Origin of the sequence: Streptomyces tardus, assembly GCF_018101125.2 — a bacterium.
Taxonomy (GTDB): domain Bacteria; phylum Actinomycetota; class Actinomycetes; order Streptomycetales; family Streptomycetaceae; genus Streptomyces; species Streptomyces tardus.
Genome location: NZ_JAELVF020000002.1, coordinates 122,637 through 147,865, shown reverse-complemented (window position 1 = coordinate 147,865; position 25,229 = coordinate 122,637). Strand labels below are relative to the sequence as shown.

The window sequence follows — 25,229 nt, the reverse complement described above, 5'->3', positions numbered from 1 at the left end:
CCGTCTCGGCGCCCGGGACGAGCCCCGAGCCGGTCACGGGCGGTACGGGGCGCGGTACGGGGGCGCGCCTCGGGCCGGGCGGCAGCGGCCCGCGCGACGGGCCCGCGCCTGCCGTGCCGCAGGCGCGGAGGTGCTCAGTGCCGCCCGGCGCGCGCCCGGCGACGGGCCGCGCTGCTCGGCGTCGACACCACTCCGTGCCGCTGGATCCACACCTGCCGGGTGACCCAGACGTCGAGCACGGCCCAGGTGGCGAGCACGGTGGAGGCGACCGTGGAGAGCAACGCCGGGAACGCGAACCAGACTTCGGCCAGCGAGCACAGCACCGCCACGGTCAACTGCATCAGTGTCAGCGCGACGATGATCACCGCGCGCACTGCGGCACGGCGCACCGGATCGGGCAACCGCGGTTTTGCGTACATGTAATTTTCACTCCCCCTGCACAGGATGCCGCAAGCCCGGCCCGACGTGCACGTGTGCAGCACCACACCAACTGGTGGTGATGTGCCGGTATCTCGGGAAACAACGGGACGATAGCCTCTCCCACGGTTCTGTAAACCGTCCTACGGACCTACGAGTTGGCGCATCGGCAGTAGTAGGCTCGCGAGGTCCACCGACGCGGACCGTTCGGCACAGGACCTGCGGGTTTTCCTCCCCTCGGGGCGAACACACCGCGGGTTCGGAGTGCACCGGGGCGAAGCCGCCCCGGCGCACCGGACGGCCCCGGGGCGCCGGGAGCCCAGGAGCGGACGCCAGTCGAGCCGAGTGGCACGTCACAGACCCGTGGCGTCGAGGTAGGGGAGGCCATGCGCTTTCGCGGGAAGACCATCCGCCGGAAGATCGTGGCGCTGCTCGTGGTGCCCCTGTTGGCACTGGTCTCCATGTGGGGAATGGTCACCCACCAGATGGTGGGCGACGCCAAACAGATCCTGGACGTGCGGGAGACCGTCGACGAGCTGAGCCGCCCGATCGAACAGACCGTCCGTTCGGTGCAGTTCGAGCGCCGTCAGGCACTGGTCTACCTCGCCGATCCGCGCCGCTCGGACGCCCTGCCCCGGTTCAAGCGGGAGCAGCGGGCCAGTGACCAGGCGGCCATGGACCTGCGCGAGAGCGCCCGGGCCGTCCGGGGAAAGCTGTCCAGCGGGTCCCGGGAGCGCCTGGACGGGGTGCTCGCGAACATCGACGGCCTGGAGTCGCTCCGCGAGAAGGTCGAGCGCAACACCGTCTCCCGCCCGCACGCCTCCACCGGCTACGACGGCGTCATCGAGCCCTCCTACGAGCTGCTCAGCCGAATACCCGCCCTCGACCACGCCACCCTGGACAAGGAGGCCCGGGCGATCGCCGGGCTGATGCGCGGGCGCGAGCTGCTGGCGCGCGAGGACGCGCTGATGGCCGCCTCGCTCGCCGCCGGGCGCATGACGCAGGGTGAGTTCCAGTCCTTCTCCGACCGGGTCGCCGAGCGCCGCATCACCTACCGGCAGAGCTTCGAGGCGCTCCCCGACTCCGAGGCCAAGCGCTACGGCGAGTACTGGCAGGGGCCCGACGGCCGGACGCTGACCTCCTTCGAGGACGAGGCCCTGCGGGCGGGGCCGGACGAAGCGGTCCGGGTGCTGAACGCGGACCGCTGGGACTCGGCGACGGCCTCCGCCCTCCTGGACCTGGAGGAGCTGGACCGGGCCGCGAACGACACCTACGAGGATCGGGTGGACCCGGTGGCTCACTGGGTGTTCCTGCGCGCCGCCGTCGCGGCCTTCGTCGGACTGCTGGCGGTCCTCGCCACCATCGTCATCTCCTTCCGCGTCGGCCGCGGGCTGGTGCGCGACCTGCGGGCGCTGCGCAAGGAGGCCAAGGAGGCATCGGCCGTCCGACTGCCCAGCGTGCAGCGGCGGTTGGCTGCCGGCGAGCAGATCGACGTGGAGACCGAGGCGCCGCGGCTGGAGTACGGCGACGACGAGATCGGACAGGTCGGCCACGCGCTCAACACCCTTCAGCGGGCAGCAGTGGAGGGCGCGGTGCGCCAGGCGGACATGCGCCGCGGAGTCTCCGAGGTCTTCGTGAACCTCGCCCGCCGCAGCCAGGTCCTGCTGCACCGCCAACTCACCCTGCTGGACACGATGGAGCGCCGGACCGAGGACGCCGACGAGCTGGCCGACCTCTTCCGCCTCGACCACCTCACCACCAGGATGCGCCGCCACGCCGAGGGCCTGGTGATCCTCTCCGGCGCCGCCCCCTCGCGCCAGTGGCGCAAACCGGTGCAGCTGATGGACGTGGTGCGTGCGGCCGTCGCCGAGGTGGAGGACTACGAGCGCATCGAGGTGCGCAGGCTCGAGCGCCTGGCAGTGGACGGGCCGGCCGTCGCCGACCTGACCCATCTGGTGGCCGAACTCCTGGAGAACGCCACCGTCTACTCGCCACCGCACACCGGCGTGCAGGTGATGGGCGAGCGCGTCTCCAACGGCTTCACACTGGAGATCCACGACCGCGGCCTGGGGATGACGCCCGACGCTCTGCTGGAGGCGAACCTCAGGCTCGCCGAGACGCCCGAGTTCGAGCTCTCCGACACCGACCGCCTGGGGCTGTTCGTCGTCTCCCGGCTGGCGCAGCGCCAGGGCGTACGGGTCTCGCTCCAGCCCTCGCCCTACGGTGGCACGACCGCGGTGGTGCTGATCCCCGGCGCAATCCTGAACGAGTCGACCGAGGCGCCGGCGGAGCCGCTTGAGGCCGGACGCGAGGACGGGCGCGGCGCCAGCCCCGCACTCGCGCAGCGGCTCGCGCTCGGCAGGCGTCCCGGAGCGGGCAGTGTGTCGAGCCCGCCGCAGCTGGGCGCCTCCGAGCCGCCCGCGCCGCGCCGCACCGGCCGCCCGGTCGAACTGGACGCCGCGCTGGAGGAGTTGGACGAGCCCGAGGACTCCATCGGCCGGCTGTTCCGAGGCGGCGGCGAGCACGAACGTCCGCACGGCGACCAGCAGTCCGGCGCAGAGGACACCGAGCGCGACGGCGGCCCGCGGCCGGCCCATCACGACGGTCCCCTCCCGCTGCCGCGACGGCGGCCAGGGAACCACGGCGGCCCCGTCCTCGTCTCCGACCACGGGCGCACTGTCGGCGAACACCGGCCCCGGGAGGAGGGTGCCGACAACGATCCTGCCGTGCCGAGCCCCGCCGCGGGCCCGTCCGGCGAGAGCGCCTTCGCCGCCGGCCGGTCCGATGCGGACGGGTCCGGTCGGACAGCGCCCGACACCGTGGACGGGCTGCCCCGGCGAGTGCGGCAGGCGAGCCTGGCACCGCAGTTGAAGACTCCGGCCGAGGCCCTCAAGGCCCTGCGCCGGGGCAGCGAGGGGCGCGAGCGAAGCCGGGAGGGCGAGGCGGAGGCCGAGCGTGACCCGGACGAGATCCGCAGCCGTATGGCGTCGCTGCAACGTGGCTGGCAACGTGGCCGCCAGCACAATGACGGAAGCACACCGGAGGGAAACGGGCGATGACCGTACCGAATGCCGCCAATGACAGCGCGTATGCCGAAGGGCCCGGCGGTTCGGGCGAGTTGAACTGGCTGCTGGACGACCTGGTCGACCGGGTCGGCAGCATCCGCAAGGTGCTCGTGCTCTCCGGCGACGGTCTGCCGAGGGGCGGTTCGCGCGACCTCTCGCGCGAGGACGGCGAGCACCTGGCCGCAGTGGCCTCCGGTTTCCACAGCCTGGCCAAGGGCGTGGGCCGCCACTTCGAGGCCGGCAGCGTGCGCCAGACCGTCGTGGAGCTGGACGGCGCGTTCCTCTTCGTCACCGCCGCCGGAGACGGCAGCTGCCTGGCGGTCCTCGCGGAGGCGGAGTCCGACATCGGCCAGATCGCCTACGAGATGACGCTGCTGGTCAAGCGCGTCGGCGCCCATCTGGCGACCGCCCCCCGCACCGACAATCCGGGCGGAGGGTGAGCGGGGCGCATGACCGAGCGATGGTTCGACGACGCCGCCGGGCCCGTGGTACGGCCGTACGCGATGACGCGCGGCCGTACCCGCGGAGCCAGTGACGAGCCGCTCGATCTGATCGCGCTGGTGCTGGCGGAGGATGAACGCCCCACGGTGCCGGCAGACGCGGAGAAGTCCGAGGAGGCCGGTTCGGACGGCGTCGAGGGGCAGCCGACGCGGGCCGAGACCGAGGAGCGGTTCCAGTACGAGCACCGCCTCGTGCCCGAGCATCTGGACATCCTGCGTCTGTGCCGCGAGGAGCTGATCTCGGTCGCCGAGCTGGCGGCTGCCCTCGATCTTCCGGTGGGGGTGGTCCGAGTGCTGCTCGACGACCTGCTGGACGTCGAGCTGGTACGGGTGACCCGGCCCGTGCCGCCCGCCGAGCTGCCGGACGAGTCCGTGCTGCGAGAAGTGATCGACGGCCTGCGGGCTCTGTAGAGACCCCTCTTCGGCGGTCGCCGCCGCCCTTCTGTCGCAGAAGCCTCGATTTTCCTCACCCTGATGACAAACACCACTGTTCGTGGATCGGTTAGCCTCCGAACATGCCCCGATCACATGTGAAGGACCTCACCGGACGGAACGTCTTCGTCACCGGCGCGGCCAGCGGTATCGGACGAGCCACTGCCCTGCTCGCCGCCGAGCGCGGCGCGCGGCTGCACCTCACGGACATCCAGGCCGACCGCCTCCTGGAGGTGGCCGAGGAGATCATCGCGCGGGGCGGGCGGGTCCCCTTCGCCGAACCGGCCGACCTCGCCGACTGCGCCGCGGTTCGGGATCTGGCGGTCCGGCTCACCTCCCGGCACGGCTCGATGGACGTGGTGATGAACATCGCCGGCGTCTCGACCTGGGGCACGGTCAGTTCGCTCGAGCACCACCACTGGCGACGGATGGTGGACGTCAACCTGATGGGGCCCATCCACATCATCGAGTACCTGCTGCCGGCGATGATCGACGGCGGTCGCGGCGGCCATCTGGTCAACGTCTCCTCCTCCGCCGGGCTTCTCGGACTGCCCTGGCACGCGGCGTACAGCGCGGCCAAGTTCGGACTGCGCGGTGTGAGCGAGGTGCTCCGCTTCGACCTGCGGCGCCACCGGATCGGCGTCAGCCTGGTCTGCCCGGGCGCGGTCGACACCCCGCTCACCGAGACCGTCGACATCGTCGGGGCGGACGCGAGCACACCCGCCTTCCGGCGGTTGCAGGCCCGCTTCCGCAGCCGGGCGGCCAGGCCCGAGGATGTCGCCGAGGCGATACTCGAGGGCATACGCACCGGCCGCTACCTCGTGCACACCTCGCGCGAGATCCGCCTGCTGCACTTCCTCCAGCGCGTACTGCCGCCCGTCTACGAGCTGGTGATGCGCCTGCTCAACGGCCTCGCGCACCGGGCCCTGCCCGCGGTCGCCGAGGCACGCGCCAGCACTGCGCGGACCCCGCAGGGCCCACCGGCCGAACGGGCCGCCGAACCCGAGGGCCCGGCCCTGCGCACCGGGAAGGCGGACCGGTGAGCCGCCCGCGCATCGCCCCCGGCGACCGGCGCCAGGTCGGCCTGGCCGCCTGGGTGTTCAGTCGCGCAGCGGGAAGGGTGGCGGGCACCCGGCCTCCGCACCTCTTCCTCACGCTGGCCCGCAACAGGCGGCTCTTCCTGGGCTGGCTGCACTTCGCCGGCCGGCTGATGCCCGGAGGGAAGCTGCCCCGGCGCGAGACCGAACTGGTCATCCTGCGGGTCGCCCATGTCCGTGCCTGCGCCTACGAGTTCACCCACCACGTACGCCTGGGCCGCCGGGCCGGTGTCACCGAAGCGGATGTGGAGCGGGTCACGCAGGGGCCGGAAGCATCCGGTTGGTCCGCGCGCGAACGTACGCTACTGACCTGTGCCGACGCCCTGTTGGCCGACGGCGACCTGGACGACGCGGCGTGGGCGTCGCTGCGCAGCCACCTCAGCGAGCCGCTCGCACTGGAGTACCTGCTGCTGGTGGGGCACTATTCAATGCTCGCCACCACGATCACCACACTCCGCCTCCAGCCGGACCGTCCCCGCCCCCGCCGCCGAACCGCACCACCAGCCACCGCCGAGCGCAGCCGTACGAACCGCCGCCCCACCGACTGACGAGCACGCACCGGGCGAGCGCACCGGCCGAACGCACCTGCCGAACGACCAGCCACCGACGTCCGCGACCAGACCGGGACACGATGACCAGCACCAACCCCCTGCCCAGAGGCCGCCACAAGCTCTCCCGCGAGTTCGTGGCGGCGACCCAGCGCGAACGCATGCTGCTCGCCTGCGCCCAGGCCATGTCCGAGAAGGGGTACGCCGGGACCCCCGTCGCCGCGATCCTCGAACGCGCCGGAGTCTCCAGGGAGACCTTCTACCAGCAGTTCGGCTCCAAGCAGGACTGCTTTCTGGCGACCCTGGACAGGGCGTCGGCCCTCTTCGTCGAGCGCCTCTCCGCGGCGCTGGGCGAAGTCGAGCTGACCCCGGACCTGTTCCCGGACTTCCTCGGCATCTACCTGGACACCATCGCCGACGAGCCGGACCTGGCCCGGGTGTTCCTGGTCGAGTCCTACGCCGCCGGCCCCGAGGCGATCGCCCACCGTGCGGCACTCCAGCACCGTTTCGTCGACGCGCTGGTGCTGCTGTACGGGGAGGCGGCCGAGCGGTTCGCGCTGGAAGTGCTGGTCGCCGCGGTCGGGGCCAAGGTCTCGGCGCTGCTGCTGGAGGGCGACCTCGAGGCCATCCGCGAGCTGCACGGCCCGTTCGTCGCCGTCGCCGGTCGACTCTTCGACTCCCCGTCCGGCGCCGGGAGTTGAGACACGGCGTACGCGCAGGCAACCGGTCCCGAGGCACCGGTGGTGCGCCACCCCTCGCGCGGCACGTACGAACCGGACCGAACGGCTGAAACACGACGTCCCGCCCCTCGATCGGCGTGACCACCGCCCCGCCGGTCACTGCACGTTCCGCTGCGGCTACAGTCCCTGTCTACAACGACGCCCAGCAGCACGGCACACCGGTGGAACACGGAGCGCACGGCCCCGTCCGCCGGCCGCGCGGGCCCGACGAGCGGGAGGAGACGACATGGTTTTCGGGCGTGCCAGACGAGCCCGCCAGAACGCTCCCGACCCGGTCGCCCTGAAGGTCCTCGTCGCGGGCGGATTCGGCGTCGGCAAGACCACGTTCGTCGGCGCCGTCAGCGAGATCAAGCCACTTCGGACCGAGGAGACCCTCACCGAGGCGAGCGTCCCGCACGACAGCACCGCCGGGGTGGAGCGCAAGACCACCACCACGGTGGCGATGGACTTCGGCCGCATCACGCTCAGCGACAGCCTGGTGCTGTACCTCTTCGGCACCCCCGGACAGGACCGCTTCTGGTTCCTGTGGGACGAGTTGGCACAGGGCGCGCTCGGCGCCGTGGTGCTCGCGGACACCCGCAGACTCGAGGACTGCTTCGCCGCCATCGACTACTTCGAACGCCGTGCCATTCCCTTCGCCGTGGCGGTCAACTGCTTCGACGGGGCCCAGAGTTACCCGGAGGAGACCGTGCGAGCGGCCCTCGATCTCGACGCCGGGGTGCCGCTGCTCCTCTGCGACGCCCGGCGACGCGAGTCCGCCCGCGACGTACTGATCGCGGCGGTGCGCATGGCGTGTTCGACCACCGCGATCAGTACGTCGCGGGCGGACTCGCGTCGCCGGGCGTCGCAGAGGAGCAGCGGCACCCCGGCGTCGAGATCGAGGGCCGCTCGCACGGTCTCCTCCGGGTAACTCTGGGCCCCGTCGAAGCAGTTGACCGCCACGGCGAAGGGAATGGCACGGCGTTCGAAGTAGTCGATGGCGGCGAAGCAGTCCTCGAGTCTGCGGGTGTCCGCGAGCACCACGGCGCCGAGCGCGCCCTGTGCCAACTCGTCCAGATCCGACCAGACGCCGGTGTGCCGTGCTGCTGGGCGTCGTTGTAGACAGGGACTGTAGCCGCAGCGGAACGTGCAGTGACCGGCGGGGCGGTGGTCACGCCGATCGAGGGGCGGGACGTCGTGTTTCAGCCGTTCGGTCCGGTTCGTACGTGCCGCGCGAGGGGTGGCGCACCACCGGTGCCTCAGTCCTCCAGCCAGCCGAAGCTGCGTTCCACAGCCTTGCGCCAGTGCCGGAACTCGCGGTCCCTGGTGTCGGTGTCCATCTGCGGGCTCCACTCGGCATCCCGTTTCCAGTGCGTGCGCAACTCGTCCAGATCCGACCAGACGCCGGTGGCCAGCCCCGCCGCGTACGCCGCGCCCAGACACGTCGTCTCCGCGATCACCGGGCGGATCACCGGTACGTCCAGCACGTCGGCCTGGTGCTGCATCAGCAGGTTGTTGGCGGTCATGCCGCCGTCCACCTTCAGCGTGGTGATCTCCACCCCGGAGTCCTGGTACATGGCGTCCACGACCTCGCGGGTCTGCCAGCTGGTCGCCTCCAGCACCGCCCTGGCCAGGTGGGCCTTGGTGACGTAGCGCGTCAGGCCCGTCACCACGCCGCGGGCGTCGGACTTCCAGTACGGCGCGAAGAGCCCGGAGAAGGCCGGCACGATGTACGCGCCGCCGTTGTCCTCCACGCTCGCCGCCAGCGGCTCGATGTCCGCCGCCGTCCCGATGATGCCGAGCTGGTCGCGGAACCACTGCACCAGCGCCCCGGTGATCGCGATGGACCCCTCCAGGCAGTAGACCGGTGCCTCGCCCGCCAGTTGGTACCCCATCGTGGTGAGCAGGCCGCTCTGCGAGGCGACGGGCCGCTCGCCGGTGTTGAGCAGCAGGAACGAGCCGGTGCCGTAGGTGTTCTTGGCCTCGCCCACGCCGTAACAGGTCTGGCCGAAGACTGCGGCCTGCTGGTCGCCGAGAGCCGAGGCCACCGGCACTCCGCCGAGCTGCCCGACGGCCTCCCCGTACACCTCGGAGGAGGTGCGGATCTCCGGCAGCAGCGAGGGGGGAATGCGCATCGCGCTCAGGATCTCCGGGTCCCACTGGAGGGTCCGCAGATCCATCAGCATCGTGCGGCCCGCGTTGGTCACGTCGGTGACGTGCCGGCCGCCCTCGACTCCGCCGGTGAGATTCCAGATCAACCAGCTGTCCATGGTGCCGAACGCCAGCTCGCCGCGCTCGGCGCGCTCCCGCACCCCGGGGACGTTGTCCAGCAGCCAGGTCACCTTGGGGCCGGAGAAGTAACTGGCCAGTGGCAGACCGGTGGTTGCGCGGAAGCGGTCCTGACCGATGTCACCGCCGAGCTCCGTGCAGAGCTGGGCGGTCCGGGTGTCCTGCCAGACGATGGCGTTGTGGACGGGCTGACCGGTGGCGCGGTCCCACAGGAGCGTGGTCTCCCGCTGGTTGGTGATGCCGAGCGCGGTCAGCCCGTCCGCGCGCAGACCGGCCCTCGCCAGCGCACCGGCGACCACCGCCTGGGTCTTCGCCCAGATCTCGGTGGCGTCGTGCTCCACCCAGCCCGGTCGCGGAAATATCTGCTCGTGCTCCTTCTGGTCGACGGCGACCACCGCGCCGTCGTCGCTGAAGATCATGCAGCGGCTGGAGGTGGTGCCCTGGTCGATCGCGGCGACGTACTTCGTGGTGCTGCTCATGCTCGATCCCCCTGTCAGAAGGCGAGTTGGAAGATCCCGGCGCCGATGAGGGCGCCCAGGATCGGGCCGGCCACGGGGACCCACGAGTAGCCCCAGTCGGAGGTGCCCTTGTTCGGGATCGGCAGCAGGTGGTGCGCGATACGGGGGCCGAGGTCGCGCGCCGGGTTGATGGCGTACCCGGTCGGACCGCCCAGCGACAGGCCGATGCCGACGACCAGCAGCGAGACGATCAGAGTCTGGGTGCCGTGCTCGCCGAGGCCCTCGGTCATGCCGAACGCCAGCAGCGGAAGGATCAGCGCGGCGGTCGCGATGGCCTCGGTGGCCACGTTGGCCGCGGGGTTGCGCACCTCGGGGATGGTGGCGAAGTTGCCCAGCGTGCCCTGCGCCTTGTCCTCGTCGCCGTTGGCGCGGAACTGCGAGTAGTACACCAACCAGGCCAGTACGGCACCGATGACCGCCCCGATCATCTGGGAGACGATGTAGAGCGGCAGCTTCGCCCAGCTGCCGTCGTCGGTCGTGGCGATGGCGACGGAGACGGCCGGGTTGATGTGGCCGCCCGAGAGCGGGCCGGCCGTGTAGGCGCCGGCGAGCACGCCGAAGCCCCAGCCGAACGAGATGACGACCCAGCCGGCCGCCCGTGCCTTGGAATGGTGGAGGTTGACCGCGGCGCACACACCCACGCCGAACAGCACCAGAATCGCTGTGCCGATGATCTCGCCGACGAAAATATCGCCGTTGGGAAAGTCCATTGCGACTCCTCGTACGTGCCCTCGCCCGGGCCGCGCGGACCGGGCCTCCTGCGGCTGCGTGCTCCCGTCCCGGCCCACGGAGGGCGGAGCACCCGCATCGCGGGGCGCCCGCCCGGCCTCGAAACGGGCGTACGTACCTGTCGCCGGAACCGTCCGCCTGCTGCGCGCCGCTGCGGAGCCAGGGCCCGCACGGGAGCGGAGATCCGTTCGATCCCGGCAGTGTTCACCGCTGCTGAGAGGCCGTCAAGGACGTCTGCGACCACCGATGCAGCTGCTGTCGAACCCGCGGGCACCCCCTGCGCTCGCGGCGCCGACCGCCGAACTGCGCATACGTCGGCGGCCCACGCGTACAGTCTCGCCCGACCACCGCGCGCCTGCATGCCGAGCGACCGCGCCGACCTCGGCGCCGCGCCGAGCCGAGGTCCAGGGGGCACTCGCGTCCCGCTCGCGCGGGTCAGCGCCGCCCGACCAGCTCCTCGCGCGCCACGGGGAAATCGAACCAGCGGTCCGGGAAGGCCTCCGGCCGGTGGGTGAAGTGCCACCACTCCTCGGGCAGGTTGACGAAGCCCTCGCGCTCCAGCAGCCGGCGCAGCCACTGCCGGTTAGCCCGCTGCCTGCCGACGACCTCGGCGTGGTCGGTGTGGGACAGCTCGTCGAAGCAGTCGTAGCCGGTGCCCATGTCCAGCGAGCCGTCGCCGGCCCGGTCCGCCGGCGTCGCGCGGCACGGGCCCCGGCCGCCTCCGGACCGTACCGGCTCCGGGCCGTACCGGGGCACCAGCGTCAGGTCGACCGTGGAACCGCGGCTGTGCCCGGACCGCTCGGCGATGTACCCGTCGGGGATCAGCCGATCCTTGTCCACCCGGGGATAGAACTCCCGCTTCATACGGAGGTCGGAAGGGTCCTTGGCCCACCGCACGAAGCGGTCCACCGACCGCTGGGGCCGGTAGCAGTCGTAGACCTTGAGACTGTGCGCCGCGGCCAGCGCCGCCCGCTGTGCCCGGCGCAGCGCCAGGGCGGTGTCCCGGGTCAGCAGGCACTGCGACTCGCGGTAGCCGGGGATCGGCTCCCCGACGAAGTTGTGGGACCCGGCGTAGCGGATCTCCTGACGGATCGAGGGAGCGACCGACTCCAGTGCCGTGAACTCCGCGGGAGCCCGCCGCTCGCCCGTGCGTACGGCGCCGGGGGAGCGGGCCGGGTCGGAGGAGGGGGCGGGCGCCGTGTCGCCGGAGCCGGCCCGGTCGCCGGAGGTGCGTACGGCGGGCGAACCGCCCGGAGCGGCGGCAGCGGCCGCCGAGGCGGCGAGGACCAGCAGGCACACAGCAGTACGTCGCATGCCCCTCCCAACGACGCCGGCGCCACCGCGGTCACCCCGGCCCGCTCGCTCCCTGCCCGACCGCCCGCTCACCGCCGCGCTTGGCTGCTTCGGAGGAGGCCCGCTACGCGCCCCGCCCGCGTATCCGTACGGGCAGCTCCAGCGCCCGGGCGTCCTCGCGCGTGACGACCGGCTCCCCGTCCCGCATCACGACCGCGTACCTGCGAAGCGCGCCGGTCGCCGTCCCGTCTCCGTGCGGCAGCCCATCCGCGCCGGACGGCGTTGCAGGCGCCGCACGGAGCCCGCCCCCGGTACGTCCCGCCGCGGGCGCCCACACCTCCAGCACCACGCCGCCGTCGGGCTCCGCCACCGGCACCACCGCGCCCGCCCGGGCCAGCACCGGCAACCGGGTCGCGGGCGCGGCGACCGTCACCGTTCCCGGCCCGTGCCGGACCTCACCGGTGGCGGTGTCGTACCAGGCACCGCGCGGCAGTCGCACCCGGCGCTCCCGGACCCCCGGCTCGCACACCGGCGCCACCAGGAACGCGTCACCCAGCAGGAAGTCCACCTCCCGAGCCGTCCGCAGCCCGCGGTCGGCCGGCGTGTGCCACCACAGCGGCCGTACCGGCGGCGCGCCGCTGACCGAGGCCATCTGCGCCAGGGTGGCCAGATACGGCAGCAGCCTCTCCCGCTCGGCGACGGCCGCGACCAGCCCGTCCGCCTCCCTCCGGTCGCTCGGCCACCGCGGCGCCGCCCCCGACCCCGAGAAGGTACGGAACAGCGGCAGCCACGCGCCGAGTTGGAACCAACGCTGCCCCAGCTCCGTCGAGAGCCCTGCCCGCACGTCCACGCCGGCGAAGGGCACCCCGCACAGACCCAGCCCCACCACCGTCGACACCGCGGCCCGTATTCCCTCCCAGCCCTCGGGAACCCGCGCGCACACCCCGCCGTAGCGGTGCGAACCGGCCCAGGCGCCGCCGGAGAACGACCACCGCCCCGCTTCGCCCCCGGCCTCGTGCGTGGCGCGCGCCATCGCCAGCGCCAGTACGTTGTGCGCCTCGCGCAGCTCGCCCCCGCGACCCTCCAGCGCGAGCCGCGACCGCGGCGGCAACCCACCGCGGACGCCAGGCCCCGGCGCCCGCGAGCCGAACGGGCGCAGCCAGTACGCGCTCGCGCCCTGCGCGTACAGCGGCAGATACGACTCGCCCCACCACTTGCGCGCGCCCGGATCGGTGAAGTCGGGCACGACCGCACGCCCCGTGGGGCCCGCCACGGTCGCAGGCCGGGCGGCACGCTCGGGGGCGGGCACGAAGACCTCCGCCGCCAGCCCGCACTCGTAGAACTCCGCACCGGGGCGCACCGGAACCCGTGGATCAACGCCCCGTACGAGCCGCACCCCCGGCAACTCCTCTCCGCCGACCGCTCTTTCACCGCTGCCGCTGCCGCTGCCGCTGCCGCTGCCGCTGCCGCCGGCCGGTGGGCCGCCGACCGCTCCGACCAGATGCAGGCCCCTCAGCGGTACACCGCGTTCGCGGAAGGCGGCGACCAGCGCGGACAGTTCGCCGGGCTCCGCGCGCCCGACCGCGTGCTGGTAACCCAGCGCCCACACCGGAGGTACGGCCGCGGCCCCCGTCAGCGCCCGCCAGCCGCGCAGCGCCCGCGCCGGCGGCCCCGGCAGCACCCAGTAGCGCGCCGTACCGCCCGAGAGCCGCAGCAGGCACCGGCCCGGCCGGTCGTGCCCGGACCCCTCGCCCGTCGTCCCGTGCCGCAACGTCAACTCCCCGTCCCCGCCCACGTCGTGGAAGACCAGGTGAGAACCCGCGTCCGCCACGACCAGCTGGACGGGCAGGGCGAGCGGCGAATGCCCGCCCGGCCCGCCGACCACCTCCTCGCCCACCTGCCACAGCCGGTAACCGCCGTCCGGCAGTCGGGGGCCCGCCGCCCGGCCCCCGAGCCCGAACACATCGGCGTCGGCGGTCAGCACCGAGCGCTGGACGACGTGACCGTCGCCCGCCCGGTCCGAGCTCTCCCACCAGCGAGGCGGCATGTCCCGCCGCAGCAGCAGACCGCCCGGCGTACGTATCTCCACCGCGCCGTACTGCGCCACCACCACCGACACCCGCTCCGAGACCACCCGCCACCCGCCCGCCGCGTGCGGCTCCAGCGTCACTCTGGCGTCCACCGGCGGACAACCGACCTCGGGCACCGCACAGGACGGCTCCGGCCCGGCACCGTCCCAACCGAGGAACACCGCACCGCCCGTCGCCACCCGTACGCGCAGCACCGACCGTGCGAACCGCACCACCCCGCCGCCCGGTTCCGGCTCCACCCGCTCCAGCAGGCCCGGCACCCTCGCCCGCCAGGCGTCCGGCGACGGCCGCGCTCCGCCCGGGCGCAGTCTCCACCACGAGCCGAGAGCGGCCCGCGGCCCGCCCGCCGTGCCGGCCCGCCGTACCGCCCGCACCAGGTCCCCTGCGTTCATGCTGCTCAGCCTGCCACCGTCCCGGGCGCGACCCGGCATCAGTTCAACTGCTGTTCACCGCGCGAGCGTTCGGAGTTCGGTCGGGCACACGCACCCGCGGGTCCCGCGCATGTGGCGCGGCAACCCCGTGGCAGTGCCCGCCATGTGTGACGGACCACCCTGGCGGCGCGGACGATCACATGGCATCGTCCCCTGCGAACCCCGCGTCACGCGCACACCCTCGCCCGTGCGCGGAGCACGCACACGACGCGTAGAGCCGGAGCCGCAATGACCGCAGCGCAGCAGCCAGAACCCCTGTGGGAACCGGGAGCCGACCGGATCGAGCAGGCCCGGCTGACCCGCTTCCACGACTGGGCAGTCGACCGCCACGGCGCGCCGGCGCGCAGCGAGGCCGACCCGCAGGGGAGCTACGCGGCACTGCACCGCTGGTCGGTCGAGGAGTTGGAGACGTTCTGGGAGTCGGTCGTCGAGTGGTTCGACGTACGTTTCGACACCCCGCCCACCGAGGTCCTCGCCGGCTCCGCAATGCCCGGCGCCGCCTGGTTCCCCGGCGCCACGCTCAACTACGCCGAGCACGCCCTGCGCTCCGCCCTGGACCCCGCGCGCGCCGACACCCCGGCGCTGCTCCACGTCGACGAGGAGCAGCGCCCCGACCCCGTCGGCTGGGCCGAACTGCGCCGCCAAGTCGGCTCGTTGGCCGCCGAGCTGCGCCGCCTCGGCGTACGTCCGGGCGACCGCGTCTGCGGTTACGTCCCCAACATCCCGCAGGCGGTCACCGCGTTCCTGGCCGCCGCCACCGTCGGAGCGGTGTGGACCTCCACCGCGCCCGACTTCGGCGCCCGCAGCGTGCTGGACCGGTTCCAGCAGGTGGAGCCCGTCGTGCTGTTCACCGTCGACGGCTACCGCTACGGGGGCAAGACCCACGACCGTACGCAGACCGTGGCCGAGCTGCGCGAGGGCCTGCCCACCCTGCGCGCGACGGTCCACATCCCGCTGCTCGGCACCGCCGCGCCCGAGGGCGCCCTGGAGTGGGCGGACCTCACCGCCGCCGATATCGAGCCCGTATTCGAGCAGGTCGCCTTCGACCACCCGTTGTGGGTGCTCTACTCCTCCGGCACCACCGGTCTGCCCAAGGCGATCGTCCAGTCCCAGGGCGGCATCCTCCTGGAGCACCTCAAGCAGATCGGCCTCCACTGCGACCTGGGCCCCGGCGACCGCTTCTTCTGGTTCACCTCCACCGGCTGGATGATGTGGAACTTCCTTGTCTCCGGCCTCCTGACGGGCACCACCGTGGTGCTCTACGACGGCAGTCCCGGCTACCCGGGCATTGACGCCCAGTGGCGCATCGCCGAGCTCACCGGCGCCCACCTCTACGGCACCTCCGCCGCGTACGTCATGGCCTGCCGCAAGGCCGAGGCCCGCCCGGCGCGCGACTTCGACCTCTCCGCACTGCGCTGCGTCGCGACGACCGGCTCCCCGCTGCCGCCCGACGGCTTCCGCTGGCTGCACGAGGAGGTCGCCGAGGACCTGTGGATCGCCTCGGTCAGCGGTGGCACCGACGTCTGCAGCTGCTTCGCCGGCGCCGTGCCCACCCTGCCGGTGCACACCGGTGAGCTGCAGGCCCCCTGCCTGGGCACCGATCTGCGCTCCTACGACCCGCAGGGGCGACCGGTGGTCGACGAGGTGGGGGAGCTGGTCGTCACCAACCCCATGCCCTCCATGCCCGTCCGCTTCTGGAACGACCCCGGCGACGCCCGCTACCGCGAGAGCTACTTCGAGATGTACCCGGGCGTCTGGCGCCACGGCGACTGGATCACACTCACCTCGCGCGGGTCCGTCGTCATCCACGGGCGCTCCGACTCCACCCTCAACCGCCAGGGCGTACGCATGGGTTCGGCCGACATCTACGAAGTCGTCGAACGACTCTCGGAGATCAAGGAGTCGCTGGTCATCGGCGTGGAGGAGGCCGAGGGCGGCTACTGGATGCCGTTGTTCGTCCAACTCGCCCCGGGCGCCGCGCTCGACGACGAACTGCGCGACCGGGTACGGGCGGCCCTGCGCGCCGAGCTCTCCCCGCGCCACGTGCCCGACGAGATCATCGAGATCGAGGCCGTACCGCACACCCTCACCGGCAAGCGCCTCGAAGTGCCCGTGAAACGCCTCCTCCAGGGCACCGCACTGGAGAAGGCCGTCAACCCCGGCTCCGTCGACCACGTCGAACTCCTGCGCTTCTACGAGGAGTTGGGCAGCAAACGCGGAGGCCGGGCGGACCGGGCGGGCTGAGCCGACGCAGCGACCGAACGACGAGCGGGGCCGACCGCCCGGTCCGGGAAGGTCGGCCCCGCTTGCGCGTCAGCGCGCGCTCACTCCCCGGACAGCACCGCCTGCGCCGCGGCCCGCGCCTCGGACGCGCTCTCCGCGGCTCGGGCGGCAGCAGCCGCGCGCTCGCACTGTGCCAGCGTGTGCTTGGCCAACGTCGCCCGCACATAGGGGATCGCCGCCGCCCCCATCGACAGGCTCGTCACTCCCAGACCGGTCAGCACACAGGCCAGCAGCGGATCGGCCGCCGCCTCGCCGCACACTCCGCAGCTCTTGCCCTCGGCCACGGCGGCCTCGGTCGACAACGCGACCAGGTCCAGCAGTGCGGGCTGCCAGGGGTCCTGAAGCCGCGCGAGTGCACCGACCTGACGATCGGCGGCGAAGGTGTACTGCGCCAGATCATTGGTGCCCAACGAGAGGAACTCCACCTCCTGCAGCACCGATCGCGCCCGCAGCGCGGCCGAGGGGATCTCGACCATCGCCCCGAACTTCGCGCGCAGCCCCACCTCCCGGCAGGCGTCGGCGAACGCCCTCGCATCCGCCCGGTCGGCGACCATCGGGGCCATCACCTCGAGGTAGACCGGCAGTCCCTCCGCCGCCTCGGCCAGTGCGGACAGCTGTGTGCGCAGCACCTCGGGATGGTCGAGCAGCGTGCGCAGCCCCCGCACCCCGAGCGCCGGGTTGGGCTCGTCGGCAGGCGTCAGAAAGTCCAGCGGCTTGTCCGCACCCGCGTCCAGTACCCGTACGACCACCCGCCCGTGCGGAAACGCCTCCAGCACCTTCCGGTAGACCTCGGTCTGCCGCTCGGCGGACGGCGCCCGGCTGCTGTCGTCGAGGAAGAGGAACTCCGTACGGAAGAGGCCCACCCCCTCCGCACCCGCCTCCACTGCCGCCCCGACGTCGTCCGGTCCGCCGATGTTCGCCAGCAGCGGCACCTTGTGTCCGTCGGAGGTGGCACCCGGCCCGCTCGCCGCGGCCAGCGAGGCCCTGCGCTCCTCGGCAGCGCGGGTGAGCGCGGTCCGCTCGGCCTCGTCGGGGTTGACGATGATCTCGCCGGTGCTGCCGTCGACCGCCACGACGGTCTCCTCGGCGAGATCGGCCGCGCCCGGCAGCGCCACCACCGCCGGTACCCCGAGTGCCCGCGCCAGGATCGCGCTGTGGCTGGTCGGCCCGCCCTCGGCCGTGACGAAACCCAGCACCAGCGAGGTGTCGAGCAACGCCGTGTCCGCAGGCGCCAGATCGCGCGCGATCAGTACGAAGGGTTCGTCGCTGTCCGGGACCCCGGGCATCGGCACACCGAGCAGTCGCGCCACGATCCGGTTGCGCACATCGTCCAGGTCCGCGACCCGTCCGGCGAAGTACTCGCCCGCGCCCGCCAGGAGCGCGCGGTAGGAGGCGAACGCGTCGTACACGGCCCGCTCCGCGCTGCTGCCCACCGTGATGCGCCGGTCGACGTCCGAAAGCAGCTCGGGGTCCTGCGCCATCAACGCCTGTGCCTCCAGGACGGCTTGAGCCTCACCTCCTGCGAGGTTGCCCCTGGCGTTGAGGTCCGCAGCGACGGCCTCCACCGCCCGCCGCGCGCGCTGCTGCTCGCGCGGCGCATCCTGTGTGGCGATCTGCTTCGCCGGGGGCTCCAGCACGGCGGTACCCATGTGTCGCACCTGCCCGATCGCCACGCCGTGGCTGACCCCGACGCCTCGAAGCTTTGCGTCCATCTCACCCGTCCCCGGTTGCCGCGGCCCTCGTGGGTACCGCGTCGTCTGGCTCCACCACGCTGTGGAACGTCTGCACTAGCTCCATCGGAAGAGCAGGTCCCCACTGTCCACGTCGGTGCCCTCCGCGATGTCGACCAGGGCTTCGGCCGTCGCCTCCAGCGCGACCACCGGGCTCACCGCGGATCTGCCGGCACTCTCCACCGCTGCGGGGTTCCACCGGACCACCGGAGTGCCCCGCGTGACGGTGTCGCCCTTGGCCGCGAGCAGCTCGAAGCCCTCGCCGTGCAGCTTGACGGTGTCGATGCCCAGATGTGTCAGCACCCCGTGGCCCTCAGCGTCCACGACCACGAAGGCGTGCGGATGGAGCGAGACGATGATCCCGTCGACCGGAGCCACCGCCTCGGTCGGCTCCCGCACCGGGTCGATCGCGGTCCCCGGGCCCACCATCGCGCCCGAGAACACGGGATCGGGGACCGCTGCCAGACCGATGACACGGCCGGGCAGCGGGGACGTCACGGTGGTCATGGAGCCTCCCGGCGAAGAGCTGTGCACAGCGGGTACCGCGTTCGTTGGCCGCCGTACCGTTTGAGAAGCCTAAGTCATAGGAACGTATGATTCCGGTTCGATGGACCAATGGTCCCAACGCCGGTGTCCGGCAAGTGATTTGCCTCGTGTCCGGCCCAGCTGTACTGTCGTGTGTCTGCCCAGCGCCAAGCGCGGCAGCTTCGACTGAACCATTCAGTTCTTCTTCCCAGTGGAAGTGCTTTTCGTGTGCCTTCAAGGCTGCGCCGAGTACCGGATTCTGAGAAACCAAGAACACCTGGTAATGTCGGAGACACCGAAGGGAAGCCCGGAGGAAAGCCCGAGAAACTGGGGTGAGTACAAAGGAAGCGTCCGTTCCTTGAGAACTCAACAGTGTGCCAAAAGTCAACGCCAGATATGTTGATACCCCGTCCCCGCATGATGTGGGAGACGTGGTTCTTTTGAGAGATACACAGCGAGGACGCTGTGAACCGGTCGAGTATTTCCGCTCGTACCGGTTCCGCTCTTGTTGACTGTGCAACCGGATAGTTTGTTCTGTCTGGTGAAAGCATTCATGGAGAGTTTGATCCTGGCTCAGGACGAACGCTGGCGGCGTGCTTAACACATGCAAGTCGAACGATGAAGCCGCTTCGGTGGTGGATTAGTGGCGAACGGGTGAGTAACACGTGGGCAATCTGCCCTGCACTCTGGGACAAGCCCTGGAAACGGGGTCTAATACCGGATATGACACACGGAGGCATCTCCTGTGTGTGGAAAGCTCCGGCGGTGCAGGATGGGCCCGCGGCCTATCAGCTAGTTGGTGGGGTAATGGCCTACCAAGGCGACGACGGGTAGCCGGCCTGAGAGGGCGACCGGCCACACTGGGACTGAGACACGGCCCAGACTCCTACGGGAGGCAGCAGTGGGGAATATTGCACAATGGGCGAAAGCCTGATGCAGCGACGCCGCGTGAGGGATGACGGCCTTCGGGTTGTAAACCTCTTTCAGCAGGGAAGAAGCGCAAGTGACGGTACCTGCAGAAGAAGCACCGGCTAACTACGTGCCAGCAGCCGCGGTAATACGTAGGGTGCGAGCGTTGTCCGGAATTATTGGGCGTAAAGAGCTCGTAGGCGGCTTGTCACGTCGGATGTGAAAGCCCGGGGCTTAACCCCGGGTCTGCATTCGATACGGGCAGGCTAGAGTTCGGTAGGGGAGATCGGAATTCCTGGTGTAGCGGTGAAATGCGCAGATATCAGGAGGAACACCGGTGGCGAAGGCGGATCTCTGGGCCGATACTGACGCTGAGGAGCGAAAGCGTGGGGAGCGAACAGGATTAGATACCCTGGTAGTCCACGCCGTAAACGTTGGGAACTAGGTGTGGGCGACATTCCACGTCGTCCGTGCCGCAGCTAACGCATTAAGTTCCCCGCCTGGGGAGTACGGCCGCAAGGCTAAAACTCAAAGGAATTGACGGGGGCCCGCACAAGCGGCGGAGCATGTGGCTTAATTCGACGCAACGCGAAGAACCTTACCAAGGCTTGACATACACCGGAAACGTCTGGAGACAGGCGCCCCCTTGTGGTCGGTGTACAGGTGGTGCATGGCTGTCGTCAGCTCGTGTCGTGAGATGTTGGGTTAAGTCCCGCAACGAGCGCAACCCTTATTCTGTGTTGCCAGCAACCTCTTCGGAGGGTTGGGGACTCACAGGAGACTGCCGGGGTCAACTCGGAGGAAGGTGGGGACGACGTCAAGTCATCATGCCCCTTATGTCTTGGGCTGCACACGTGCTACAATGGCCGGTACAATGAGCTGCGATACCGCGAGGTGGAGCGAATCTCAAAAAGCCGGTCTCAGTTCGGATTGGGGTCTGCAACTCGACCCCATGAAGTCGGAGTCGCTAGTAATCGCAGATCAGCATTGCTGCGGTGAATACGTTCCCGGGCCTTGTACACACCGCCCGTCACGTCACGAAAGTCGGTAACACCCGAAGCCGGTGGCCCAACCCCTTGTGGGAGGGAATCGTCGAAGGTGGGACTGGCGATTGGGACGAAGTCGTAACAAGGTAGCCGTACCGGAAGGTGCGGCTGGATCACCTCCTTTCTAAGGAGCATTCCTTACTGTCCTGATTTTTTTGGGGCGGTCAGGTGGCCATTTCGCAGGCGAATGTTCTGCGGTGGTTGCTCGAGGGTGGAACGTTGACTATTCAGTCTGGCCTGTGTGGCTGGGTTTCTAGTACTGCCTCTTTTTGGGGTGTGGAACGGGGTCTGGTGATGTGGGTTGGGTTGGGCACGCTGTTGGGTGTCTGAGGGCACGGCCGTTTGGTTGTGTTTTCGGTTGCCGGTCCCGGTGTACTCACGCTGTTGTGTGGGGTGGCGGGTGGCTGGTTGTTGTTTGAGAACTGCACAGTGGACGCGAGCATCTGTGGCCAAGTTTTTAAGGGCGCACGGTGGATGCCTTGGTACCAGGAACCGATGAAGGACGTGGGAGGCCACGATAGGCCCCGGGGAGCTGTCAACCGAGCTTTGATCCGGGGGTGTCCGAATGGGGAAACCCGGCAGTCGTCATGGGCTGTCACCCATACCTGAACGCATAGGGTATGTGGAGGGAACGCGGGGAAGTGAAACATCTCAGTACCCGCAGGAAGAGAAAACAACCGTGATTCCGGGAGTAGTGGCGAGCGAAACCGGATGAGGCTAAACCGTATGTGTGTGATACCCGGCAGGGGTTGCGCATGCGGGGTCGTGGGAGTTCTTTTGATTGGTCTGCCGGCCGGTCGGTGAGTAAAAAATTGTGGGTGTAGGCGAAAGGCATGCGAAAGGCCTGGCGTAGAGGGTAAGACCCCCGTAGCTGAAACATCTGCAACTCATTTGAGAATTTCCCAAGTAGCATGGGGCCCGAGAAATCCTGTGTGAATCTGGCGGGACCACCCGTTAAGCCTAAATATTCCCTGGTGACCGATAGTGGATAGTACCGTGAGGGAATGGTGAAAAGTACCGCGGGAGCGGAGTGAAATAGTACCTGAAACCGTGTGCCTACAAGCCGTGGGAGCGTCGCGCATCAAACTTGTTTTGGTGTGTCGTGACTGCGTGCCTTTTGAAGAATGAGCCTGCGAGTTTGCGGTGTGTTGCGAGGTTAACCTGTTGTGGGGGAGCCGTAGCGAAAGCGAGTCCGAATAGGGCGTTCGAGTAGCATGCTCAAGACCCGAAGCGGAGTGATCTAGCCATGGGCAGGGTGAAGCGGCTGTAAGAGGTCGTGGAGGCCCGAACCCACCAGGGTTGAAAACCTGGGGGATGACCTGTGGTTAGGGGTGAAAGGCCAATCAAACTCCGTGATAGCTGGTTCTCCCCGAAATGCATTTAGGTGCAGCGTCGTGTGTTTCTTGCCGGAGGTAGAGCACTGGATAGGCGATGGGCCCTACCGGGTTACTGACCTTAGCCAAACTCCGAATGCCGGTAAGTGAGAGCGCGGCAGTGAGACTGTGGGGGATAAGCTCCATGGTCGAGAGGGAAACAGCCCAGAGCATCGACTAAGGCCCCTAAGCGTGTGCTAAGTGGGAAAGGATGTGGAGTCGCAGAGACAACCAGGAGGTTGGCTTAGAAGCAGCCATCCTTGAAAGAGTGCGTAATAGCTCACTGGTCAAGTGATTCCGCGCCGATAATGTAGCGGGGCTCAAGTACACCGCCGAAGTCGTGTCACTCCAACATGAGACCTAACGGTTGTTGGGGTGGGTAGGGGAGCGTCGTGTGCCGGGTGAAGCAGCCGCGTAAGCGAGTTGTGGATGGTACGCGAGTGAGAATGCAGGCATGAGTAGCGATACAAGAGTGGGAAACTCTTGCGCCGATTGACTAAGGGTTCCTGGGTCAAGCTGATCTGCCCAGGGTAAGTCGGGACCTAAGGCGAGGCCGACAGGCGTAGTCGATGGACAACCGGTTGATATTCCGGTACCCGTGATACAGCGCCCAACACTGAATCTTCTGATGCTAAGGCCGTGAAGCCGCCCCTGTTCTCCTTTGGAGTGTGGGGGAGTGGTGGAGCCGCTGATCCAAGGTGGTAGTAGGTGAGTGATGGGGTGACGCAGGAAGGTAGTCCAGCCCGGGCGGTGGTTGTCCCGGGGTAAGGGTGTAGGGCGGCATGCAGGTAAATCCGTGTGCTGTGTGCCTGAGACCTGATGCCGAGCCTTTTTGGTGAAGTGGATGATCCTATGCTGTCGAGAAAAGCCTCTAGCGATGTTGTGTTGCGGCCCGTACCCTAAACCGACTCAGGTAGTCAGGTAGAGAATACCGAGGCGTTCGGGTGAACTATGGTTAAGGAACTCGGCAAAATGCCCCCGTAACTTCGGGAGAAGGGGGGCCATTTCTGGTGATAGGGACTTGCTTCCTTGAGCTGGGGGTGGCCGCAGAGACCAGCGAGAAGCGACTGTTTACTAAAAACACAGGTCCGTGCGAAGCCGTAAGGCGATGTATACGGACTGACGCCTGCCCGGTGCTGGAACGTTAAGGGGACCGGTTAGCTGTGATTCGTCATGGCGAAGCTGAGAACTTAAGCGCCAGTAAACGGCGGTGGTAACTATAACCATCCTAAGGTAGCGAAATTCCTTGTCGGGTAAGTTCCGACCTGCACGAATGGCGTAACGACTTCTTGACTGTCTCAACCATAGGCCCGGTGAAATTGCATTACGAGTAAAGATGCTCGTTTCGCGCAGCAGGACGGAAAGACCCCGGGACCTTTACTATAGCTTGATATTGGTGTTCGGTTCGGCTTGTGTAGGATAGGTGGGAGACTTTGAAGCGCACACGCCAGTGTGTGTGGAGTCGTTGTTGAAATACCACTCTGGTCGTGCTGGATGTCTAACCTGGGTCCGTGATCCGGATCAGGGACAGTGTCTGGTGGGTAGTTTAACTGGGGCGGTTGCCTCCTAAAGAGTAACGGAGGCGCCCAAAGGTTCCCTCAGCCTGGTTGGTAATCAGGTGGTGAGTGTAAGTGCACAAGGGAGCTTGACTGTGAGACTGACGGGTCGAGCAGGGACGAAAGTCGGGACTAGTGATCCGGCGGTGGCTTGTGGAAGCGCCGTCGCTCAACGGATAAAAGGTACCCCGGGGATAACAGGCTGATCTTCCCCAAGAGTCCATATCGACGGGATGGTTTGGCACCTCGATGTCGGCTCGTCGCATCCTGGGGCTGGAGTCGGTCCCAAGGGTTGGGCTGTTCGCCCATTAAAGCGGCACGCGAGCTGGGTTTAGAACGTCGTGAGACAGTTCGGTCCCTATCCGCTGCGCGCGTTGGAGTTTTGAGAAGGGCTGTCCCTAGTACGAGAGGACCGGGACGGACGGACCTCTGGTGTGCCAGTTGTTCTGCCAAGGGCATGGCTGGTTGGCTACGTTCGGGAGGGATAACCGCTGAAAGCATCTAAGCGGGAAGCCTGCTTCGAGATGAGGACTCCCACCCACTTGATGGGGTAAGGCTCCCAGTAGACGACTGGGTTGATAGGCCGGATATGGAAGACCCGTGAGGGTTGGAGTTGACCGGTACTAATAGGCCGAGGGCTTGACCATAGATTTGCTCGCGTCCACTGTGTAGTTTCTGAGACAGCAACCTGTTCCGGTTGTGTGTTTCACCGTGTTTCGGTGGTCATAGCGATGGGGAAACGCCCGGTTACATTTCGAACCCGGAAGCTAAGCCTGTCCGCGCCGATGGTACTGCATGCGGGAGCGTGTGGGAGAGTAGGTCGCCGCCGAACAATCATTGAGGAAGGGCCTGTTGGCGAGCCAACAGGCCCTTCCTCATGCCCGGAAACGCCCCGGCTCCGGATTCGGCGGACTCGCCGGTAGGGTGGCTGGAGCGCGACGGGCACGGAGCAGCGGGAGGACATCGGTGGAGGTCCAGGAGACGGCCGTTCAGACGGATCGGATTTTCACCGTCCCCAATATTCTGAGCATGGCCAGACTGGCCGGCGTTCCGCTTTTTCTATGGCTCATTCTCTGGCCCGAGTTCGGCGGCCCGAACCACGATCTGTGGGCTCTCGCGCTGCTGGCGTTCAGCGGTGTGAGCGACTACCTCGATGGCAAGCTGGCGCGGCGCTGGAACCAGGTCAGCAGCCTCGGTCGCATCCTGGACCCGGCCGCCGACCGCCTGTACATCCTGGCCACTCTCGTCGGCCTGACCTGGCGGGAGATCCTGCCGCTCTGGCTCACCGGGTTGATCCTGGCGCGCGAGCTGATGCTTCTTGTGATGGTGTGGGTCCTGGACAGGCGCGGCTATGCCCCGCCCGAGGTCAACTTCCTCGGCAAGGCGGCCACGTTCAACCTCATGTACGCATTCCCGCTTCTGCTCCTGAGCGACGGCAGCGGCTGGATTGCGACGATCTCCGCGGTGCTGGGATGGGCCTTCGCCGGATGGGGTACTGCCCTGTACTGGTGGGCAGGGATGCTCTACGTGGTTCAGGTCCGCAGAATTCTGAGTGCGGACTCCGCAGCCGACTGAGCAGGCCTCTTGGCAGTGTCGCCGGAGCCGGATGAGCCGACGCCTGGAGTGTGACCCGCGGTGAGCGGGCCGGGTCGGGGCTCGGTCGGCATCACCGTCTCTTC

16 protein-coding genes, 3 rRNA genes and 1 pseudogene are annotated in these 25,229 nt (G+C 68.9%); 12 read left to right on the top strand and 8 right to left on the bottom strand.

Translation table 11 applies throughout. The features are described from left to right. Positions 1–134: 134 nt before the first annotated feature. On the bottom strand, positions 135–419 hold the full coding sequence (locus JGS22_RS21580; RefSeq protein WP_211039641.1) for a hypothetical protein: 285 nt from the start codon (positions 417–419) through the stop codon (positions 135–137). Positions 420–803: 384 nt separating this feature from the next. Here JGS22_RS21580 and JGS22_RS21575 point away from each other — a divergent pair, with 384 nt between their 5' ends. From JGS22_RS21575 to JGS22_RS21545, 7 genes are all read left to right on the top strand, one after another. Beyond that, the gene (locus JGS22_RS21575; protein WP_211039642.1) at positions 804–3,476 is read left to right on the top strand and encodes a nitrate- and nitrite sensing domain-containing protein; all 2,673 of its coding nucleotides are present in this window, start codon (positions 804–806) and stop codon (positions 3,474–3,476) included. Continuing rightward, positions 3,473–3,922: a roadblock/LC7 domain-containing protein gene (locus JGS22_RS21570; RefSeq protein WP_211039643.1), complete on the top strand. Its 450-nt coding sequence runs from the start codon at positions 3,473–3,475 to the stop codon at positions 3,920–3,922. The genes JGS22_RS21575 and JGS22_RS21570 overlap by 4 nt, the downstream gene beginning before the upstream one ends. A gap of 9 nt (positions 3,923–3,931) precedes the next feature. Beyond that, positions 3,932–4,393, top strand: coding sequence for a DUF742 domain-containing protein (locus JGS22_RS21565; protein WP_211039644.1), 462 nt, complete (start codon positions 3,932–3,934; stop codon positions 4,391–4,393). A 104-nt stretch (positions 4,394–4,497) separates the two neighbouring features. Continuing rightward, positions 4,498–5,457 carry an SDR family oxidoreductase gene (locus JGS22_RS21560; RefSeq protein WP_236074241.1) on the top strand — a complete coding sequence of 320 codons (960 nt, stop codon included), beginning with the start codon at positions 4,498–4,500 and terminating at the stop codon, positions 5,455–5,457. Next, positions 5,454–6,059, top strand: coding sequence for a carboxymuconolactone decarboxylase family protein (locus tag JGS22_RS21555; RefSeq protein ID WP_211039645.1), 606 nt, complete (start codon positions 5,454–5,456; stop codon positions 6,057–6,059). The genes JGS22_RS21560 and JGS22_RS21555 overlap by 4 nt, the downstream gene beginning before the upstream one ends. An 83-nt stretch (positions 6,060–6,142) precedes the next feature. Then, entirely contained in the window at positions 6,143–6,760 is a 618-nt protein-coding gene (locus JGS22_RS21550) for a TetR/AcrR family transcriptional regulator (RefSeq protein ID WP_211039646.1), read from the top strand. 265 nt (positions 6,761–7,025) lie between these two features. Next, complete coding sequence (locus tag JGS22_RS21545) at positions 7,026–7,709, top strand: GTP-binding protein (RefSeq protein ID WP_236074240.1); 684 nt, start codon at positions 7,026–7,028, stop codon at positions 7,707–7,709. Here JGS22_RS21545 and JGS22_RS26505 read toward each other — a convergent pair. From JGS22_RS26505 to JGS22_RS21520, 5 genes and pseudogenes are all read right to left on the bottom strand, one after another. Further along, positions 7,643–7,819: pseudogene (locus JGS22_RS26505) on the bottom strand (ATP-binding protein); the annotation flags it as partial. The gene JGS22_RS21545 and the pseudogene JGS22_RS26505 sit on opposite strands and share 67 nt — an antisense overlap. 218 nt (positions 7,820–8,037) lie before the next feature. Beyond that, on the bottom strand, positions 8,038–9,546 hold the full coding sequence (gene glpK, locus JGS22_RS21535; protein ID WP_211042213.1) for a glycerol kinase GlpK: 1,509 nt from the start codon (positions 9,544–9,546) through the stop codon (positions 8,038–8,040). 14 nt (positions 9,547–9,560) lie between these two features. Then, positions 9,561–10,295, bottom strand: a complete 735-nt coding sequence (locus tag JGS22_RS21530; RefSeq protein WP_211042212.1) for an MIP/aquaporin family protein — start codon at positions 10,293–10,295, stop codon at positions 9,561–9,563. Between the two features lie 454 nt (positions 10,296–10,749). After that, a complete protein-coding gene (locus JGS22_RS21525; protein ID WP_211042211.1) occupies positions 10,750–11,628 on the bottom strand; it encodes a M15 family metallopeptidase in 879 nt (292 codons plus the stop codon). Between the two features lie 103 nt (positions 11,629–11,731). Next, the gene (locus JGS22_RS21520; protein ID WP_211042210.1) at positions 11,732–14,089 is read right to left on the bottom strand and encodes a glycoside hydrolase family 31 protein; all 2,358 of its coding nucleotides are present in this window, start codon (positions 14,087–14,089) and stop codon (positions 11,732–11,734) included. A 267-nt stretch (positions 14,090–14,356) separates the two neighbouring features. Between JGS22_RS21520 and JGS22_RS21515 the strand changes: the two genes are divergently transcribed. After that, positions 14,357–16,372, top strand: coding sequence for an acetoacetate--CoA ligase (locus tag JGS22_RS21515; RefSeq protein WP_211042209.1), 2,016 nt, complete (start codon positions 14,357–14,359; stop codon positions 16,370–16,372). 80 nt (positions 16,373–16,452) lie between these two features. Here JGS22_RS21515 and ptsP read toward each other — a convergent pair whose 3' ends face one another. Together ptsP and JGS22_RS21505 are read right to left on the bottom strand one after the other, a co-directional pair. Beyond that, positions 16,453–18,123, bottom strand: coding sequence for a phosphoenolpyruvate--protein phosphotransferase (gene ptsP, locus JGS22_RS21510; protein ID WP_211042208.1), 1,671 nt, complete (start codon positions 18,121–18,123; stop codon positions 16,453–16,455). Positions 18,124–18,198: 75 nt separating this feature from the next. Further along, positions 18,199–18,648, bottom strand: coding sequence for a PTS sugar transporter subunit IIA (locus JGS22_RS21505; RefSeq protein WP_211042207.1), 450 nt, complete (start codon positions 18,646–18,648; stop codon positions 18,199–18,201). 568 nt (positions 18,649–19,216) lie between these two features. Between JGS22_RS21505 and JGS22_RS21500 the strand changes: the two genes are divergently transcribed. The 4 genes from JGS22_RS21500 (at position 19,217) to clsA (ending at position 25,125) form a co-directional block, all read left to right on the top strand. Continuing rightward, positions 19,217–20,745 (top strand): 16S ribosomal RNA (locus JGS22_RS21500). A 323-nt stretch (positions 20,746–21,068) separates the two neighbouring features. Then, positions 21,069–24,197, top strand: a 23S ribosomal RNA gene (locus JGS22_RS21495). A 68-nt stretch (positions 24,198–24,265) separates the two neighbouring features. Further along, a 5S ribosomal RNA gene (gene rrf / locus JGS22_RS21490) occupies positions 24,266–24,382 on the top strand. Together the 16S, 23S and 5S rRNA genes form the textbook arrangement of a ribosomal RNA operon. Positions 24,383–24,516: 134 nt before the next feature. Next, a complete protein-coding gene (gene clsA / locus JGS22_RS21485; protein WP_211039995.1) occupies positions 24,517–25,125 on the top strand; it encodes a cardiolipin synthase ClsA in 609 nt (202 codons plus the stop codon). Positions 25,126–25,229 lie beyond the last annotated feature (104 nt).

Excerpts from the sequence above, each read along its gene's own strand:
- JGS22_RS21550 (WP_211039646.1), top strand. The coding sequence starts at position 6,143 with ATGACCAGCACCAACCCCCTGCCCAGAGGCCGCCACAAGCTCTCCCGC.
- JGS22_RS21520 (WP_211042210.1), bottom strand. The coding sequence starts at position 14,089 with ATGAACGCAGGGGACCTGGTGCGGGCGGTACGGCGGGCCGGCACGGCG.
- JGS22_RS21575 (WP_211039642.1), top strand. The coding sequence starts at position 804 with ATGCGCTTTCGCGGGAAGACCATCCGCCGGAAGATCGTGGCGCTGCTC.
- JGS22_RS21515 (WP_211042209.1), top strand. The coding sequence starts at position 14,357 with ATGACCGCAGCGCAGCAGCCAGAACCCCTGTGGGAACCGGGAGCCGAC.
- JGS22_RS21505 (WP_211042207.1), bottom strand. The coding sequence starts at position 18,648 with ATGACCACCGTGACGTCCCCGCTGCCCGGCCGTGTCATCGGTCTGGCA.
- JGS22_RS21530 (WP_211042212.1), bottom strand. The coding sequence starts at position 10,295 with ATGGACTTTCCCAACGGCGATATTTTCGTCGGCGAGATCATCGGCACA.
- JGS22_RS21565 (WP_211039644.1), top strand. The coding sequence starts at position 3,932 with ATGACCGAGCGATGGTTCGACGACGCCGCCGGGCCCGTGGTACGGCCG.
- JGS22_RS21570 (WP_211039643.1), top strand. The coding sequence starts at position 3,473 with ATGACCGTACCGAATGCCGCCAATGACAGCGCGTATGCCGAAGGGCCC.
- JGS22_RS21525 (WP_211042211.1), bottom strand. The coding sequence starts at position 11,628 with ATGCGACGTACTGCTGTGTGCCTGCTGGTCCTCGCCGCCTCGGCGGCC.
- JGS22_RS21545 (WP_236074240.1), top strand. The coding sequence starts at position 7,026 with ATGGTTTTCGGGCGTGCCAGACGAGCCCGCCAGAACGCTCCCGACCCG.
- ptsP (WP_211042208.1), bottom strand. The coding sequence starts at position 18,123 with ATGGACGCAAAGCTTCGAGGCGTCGGGGTCAGCCACGGCGTGGCGATC.
- glpK (WP_211042213.1), bottom strand. The coding sequence starts at position 9,546 with ATGAGCAGCACCACGAAGTACGTCGCCGCGATCGACCAGGGCACCACC.
- JGS22_RS21560 (WP_236074241.1), top strand. The coding sequence starts at position 4,498 with ATGCCCCGATCACATGTGAAGGACCTCACCGGACGGAACGTCTTCGTC.
- JGS22_RS21580 (WP_211039641.1), bottom strand. The coding sequence starts at position 419 with ATGTACGCAAAACCGCGGTTGCCCGATCCGGTGCGCCGTGCCGCAGTG.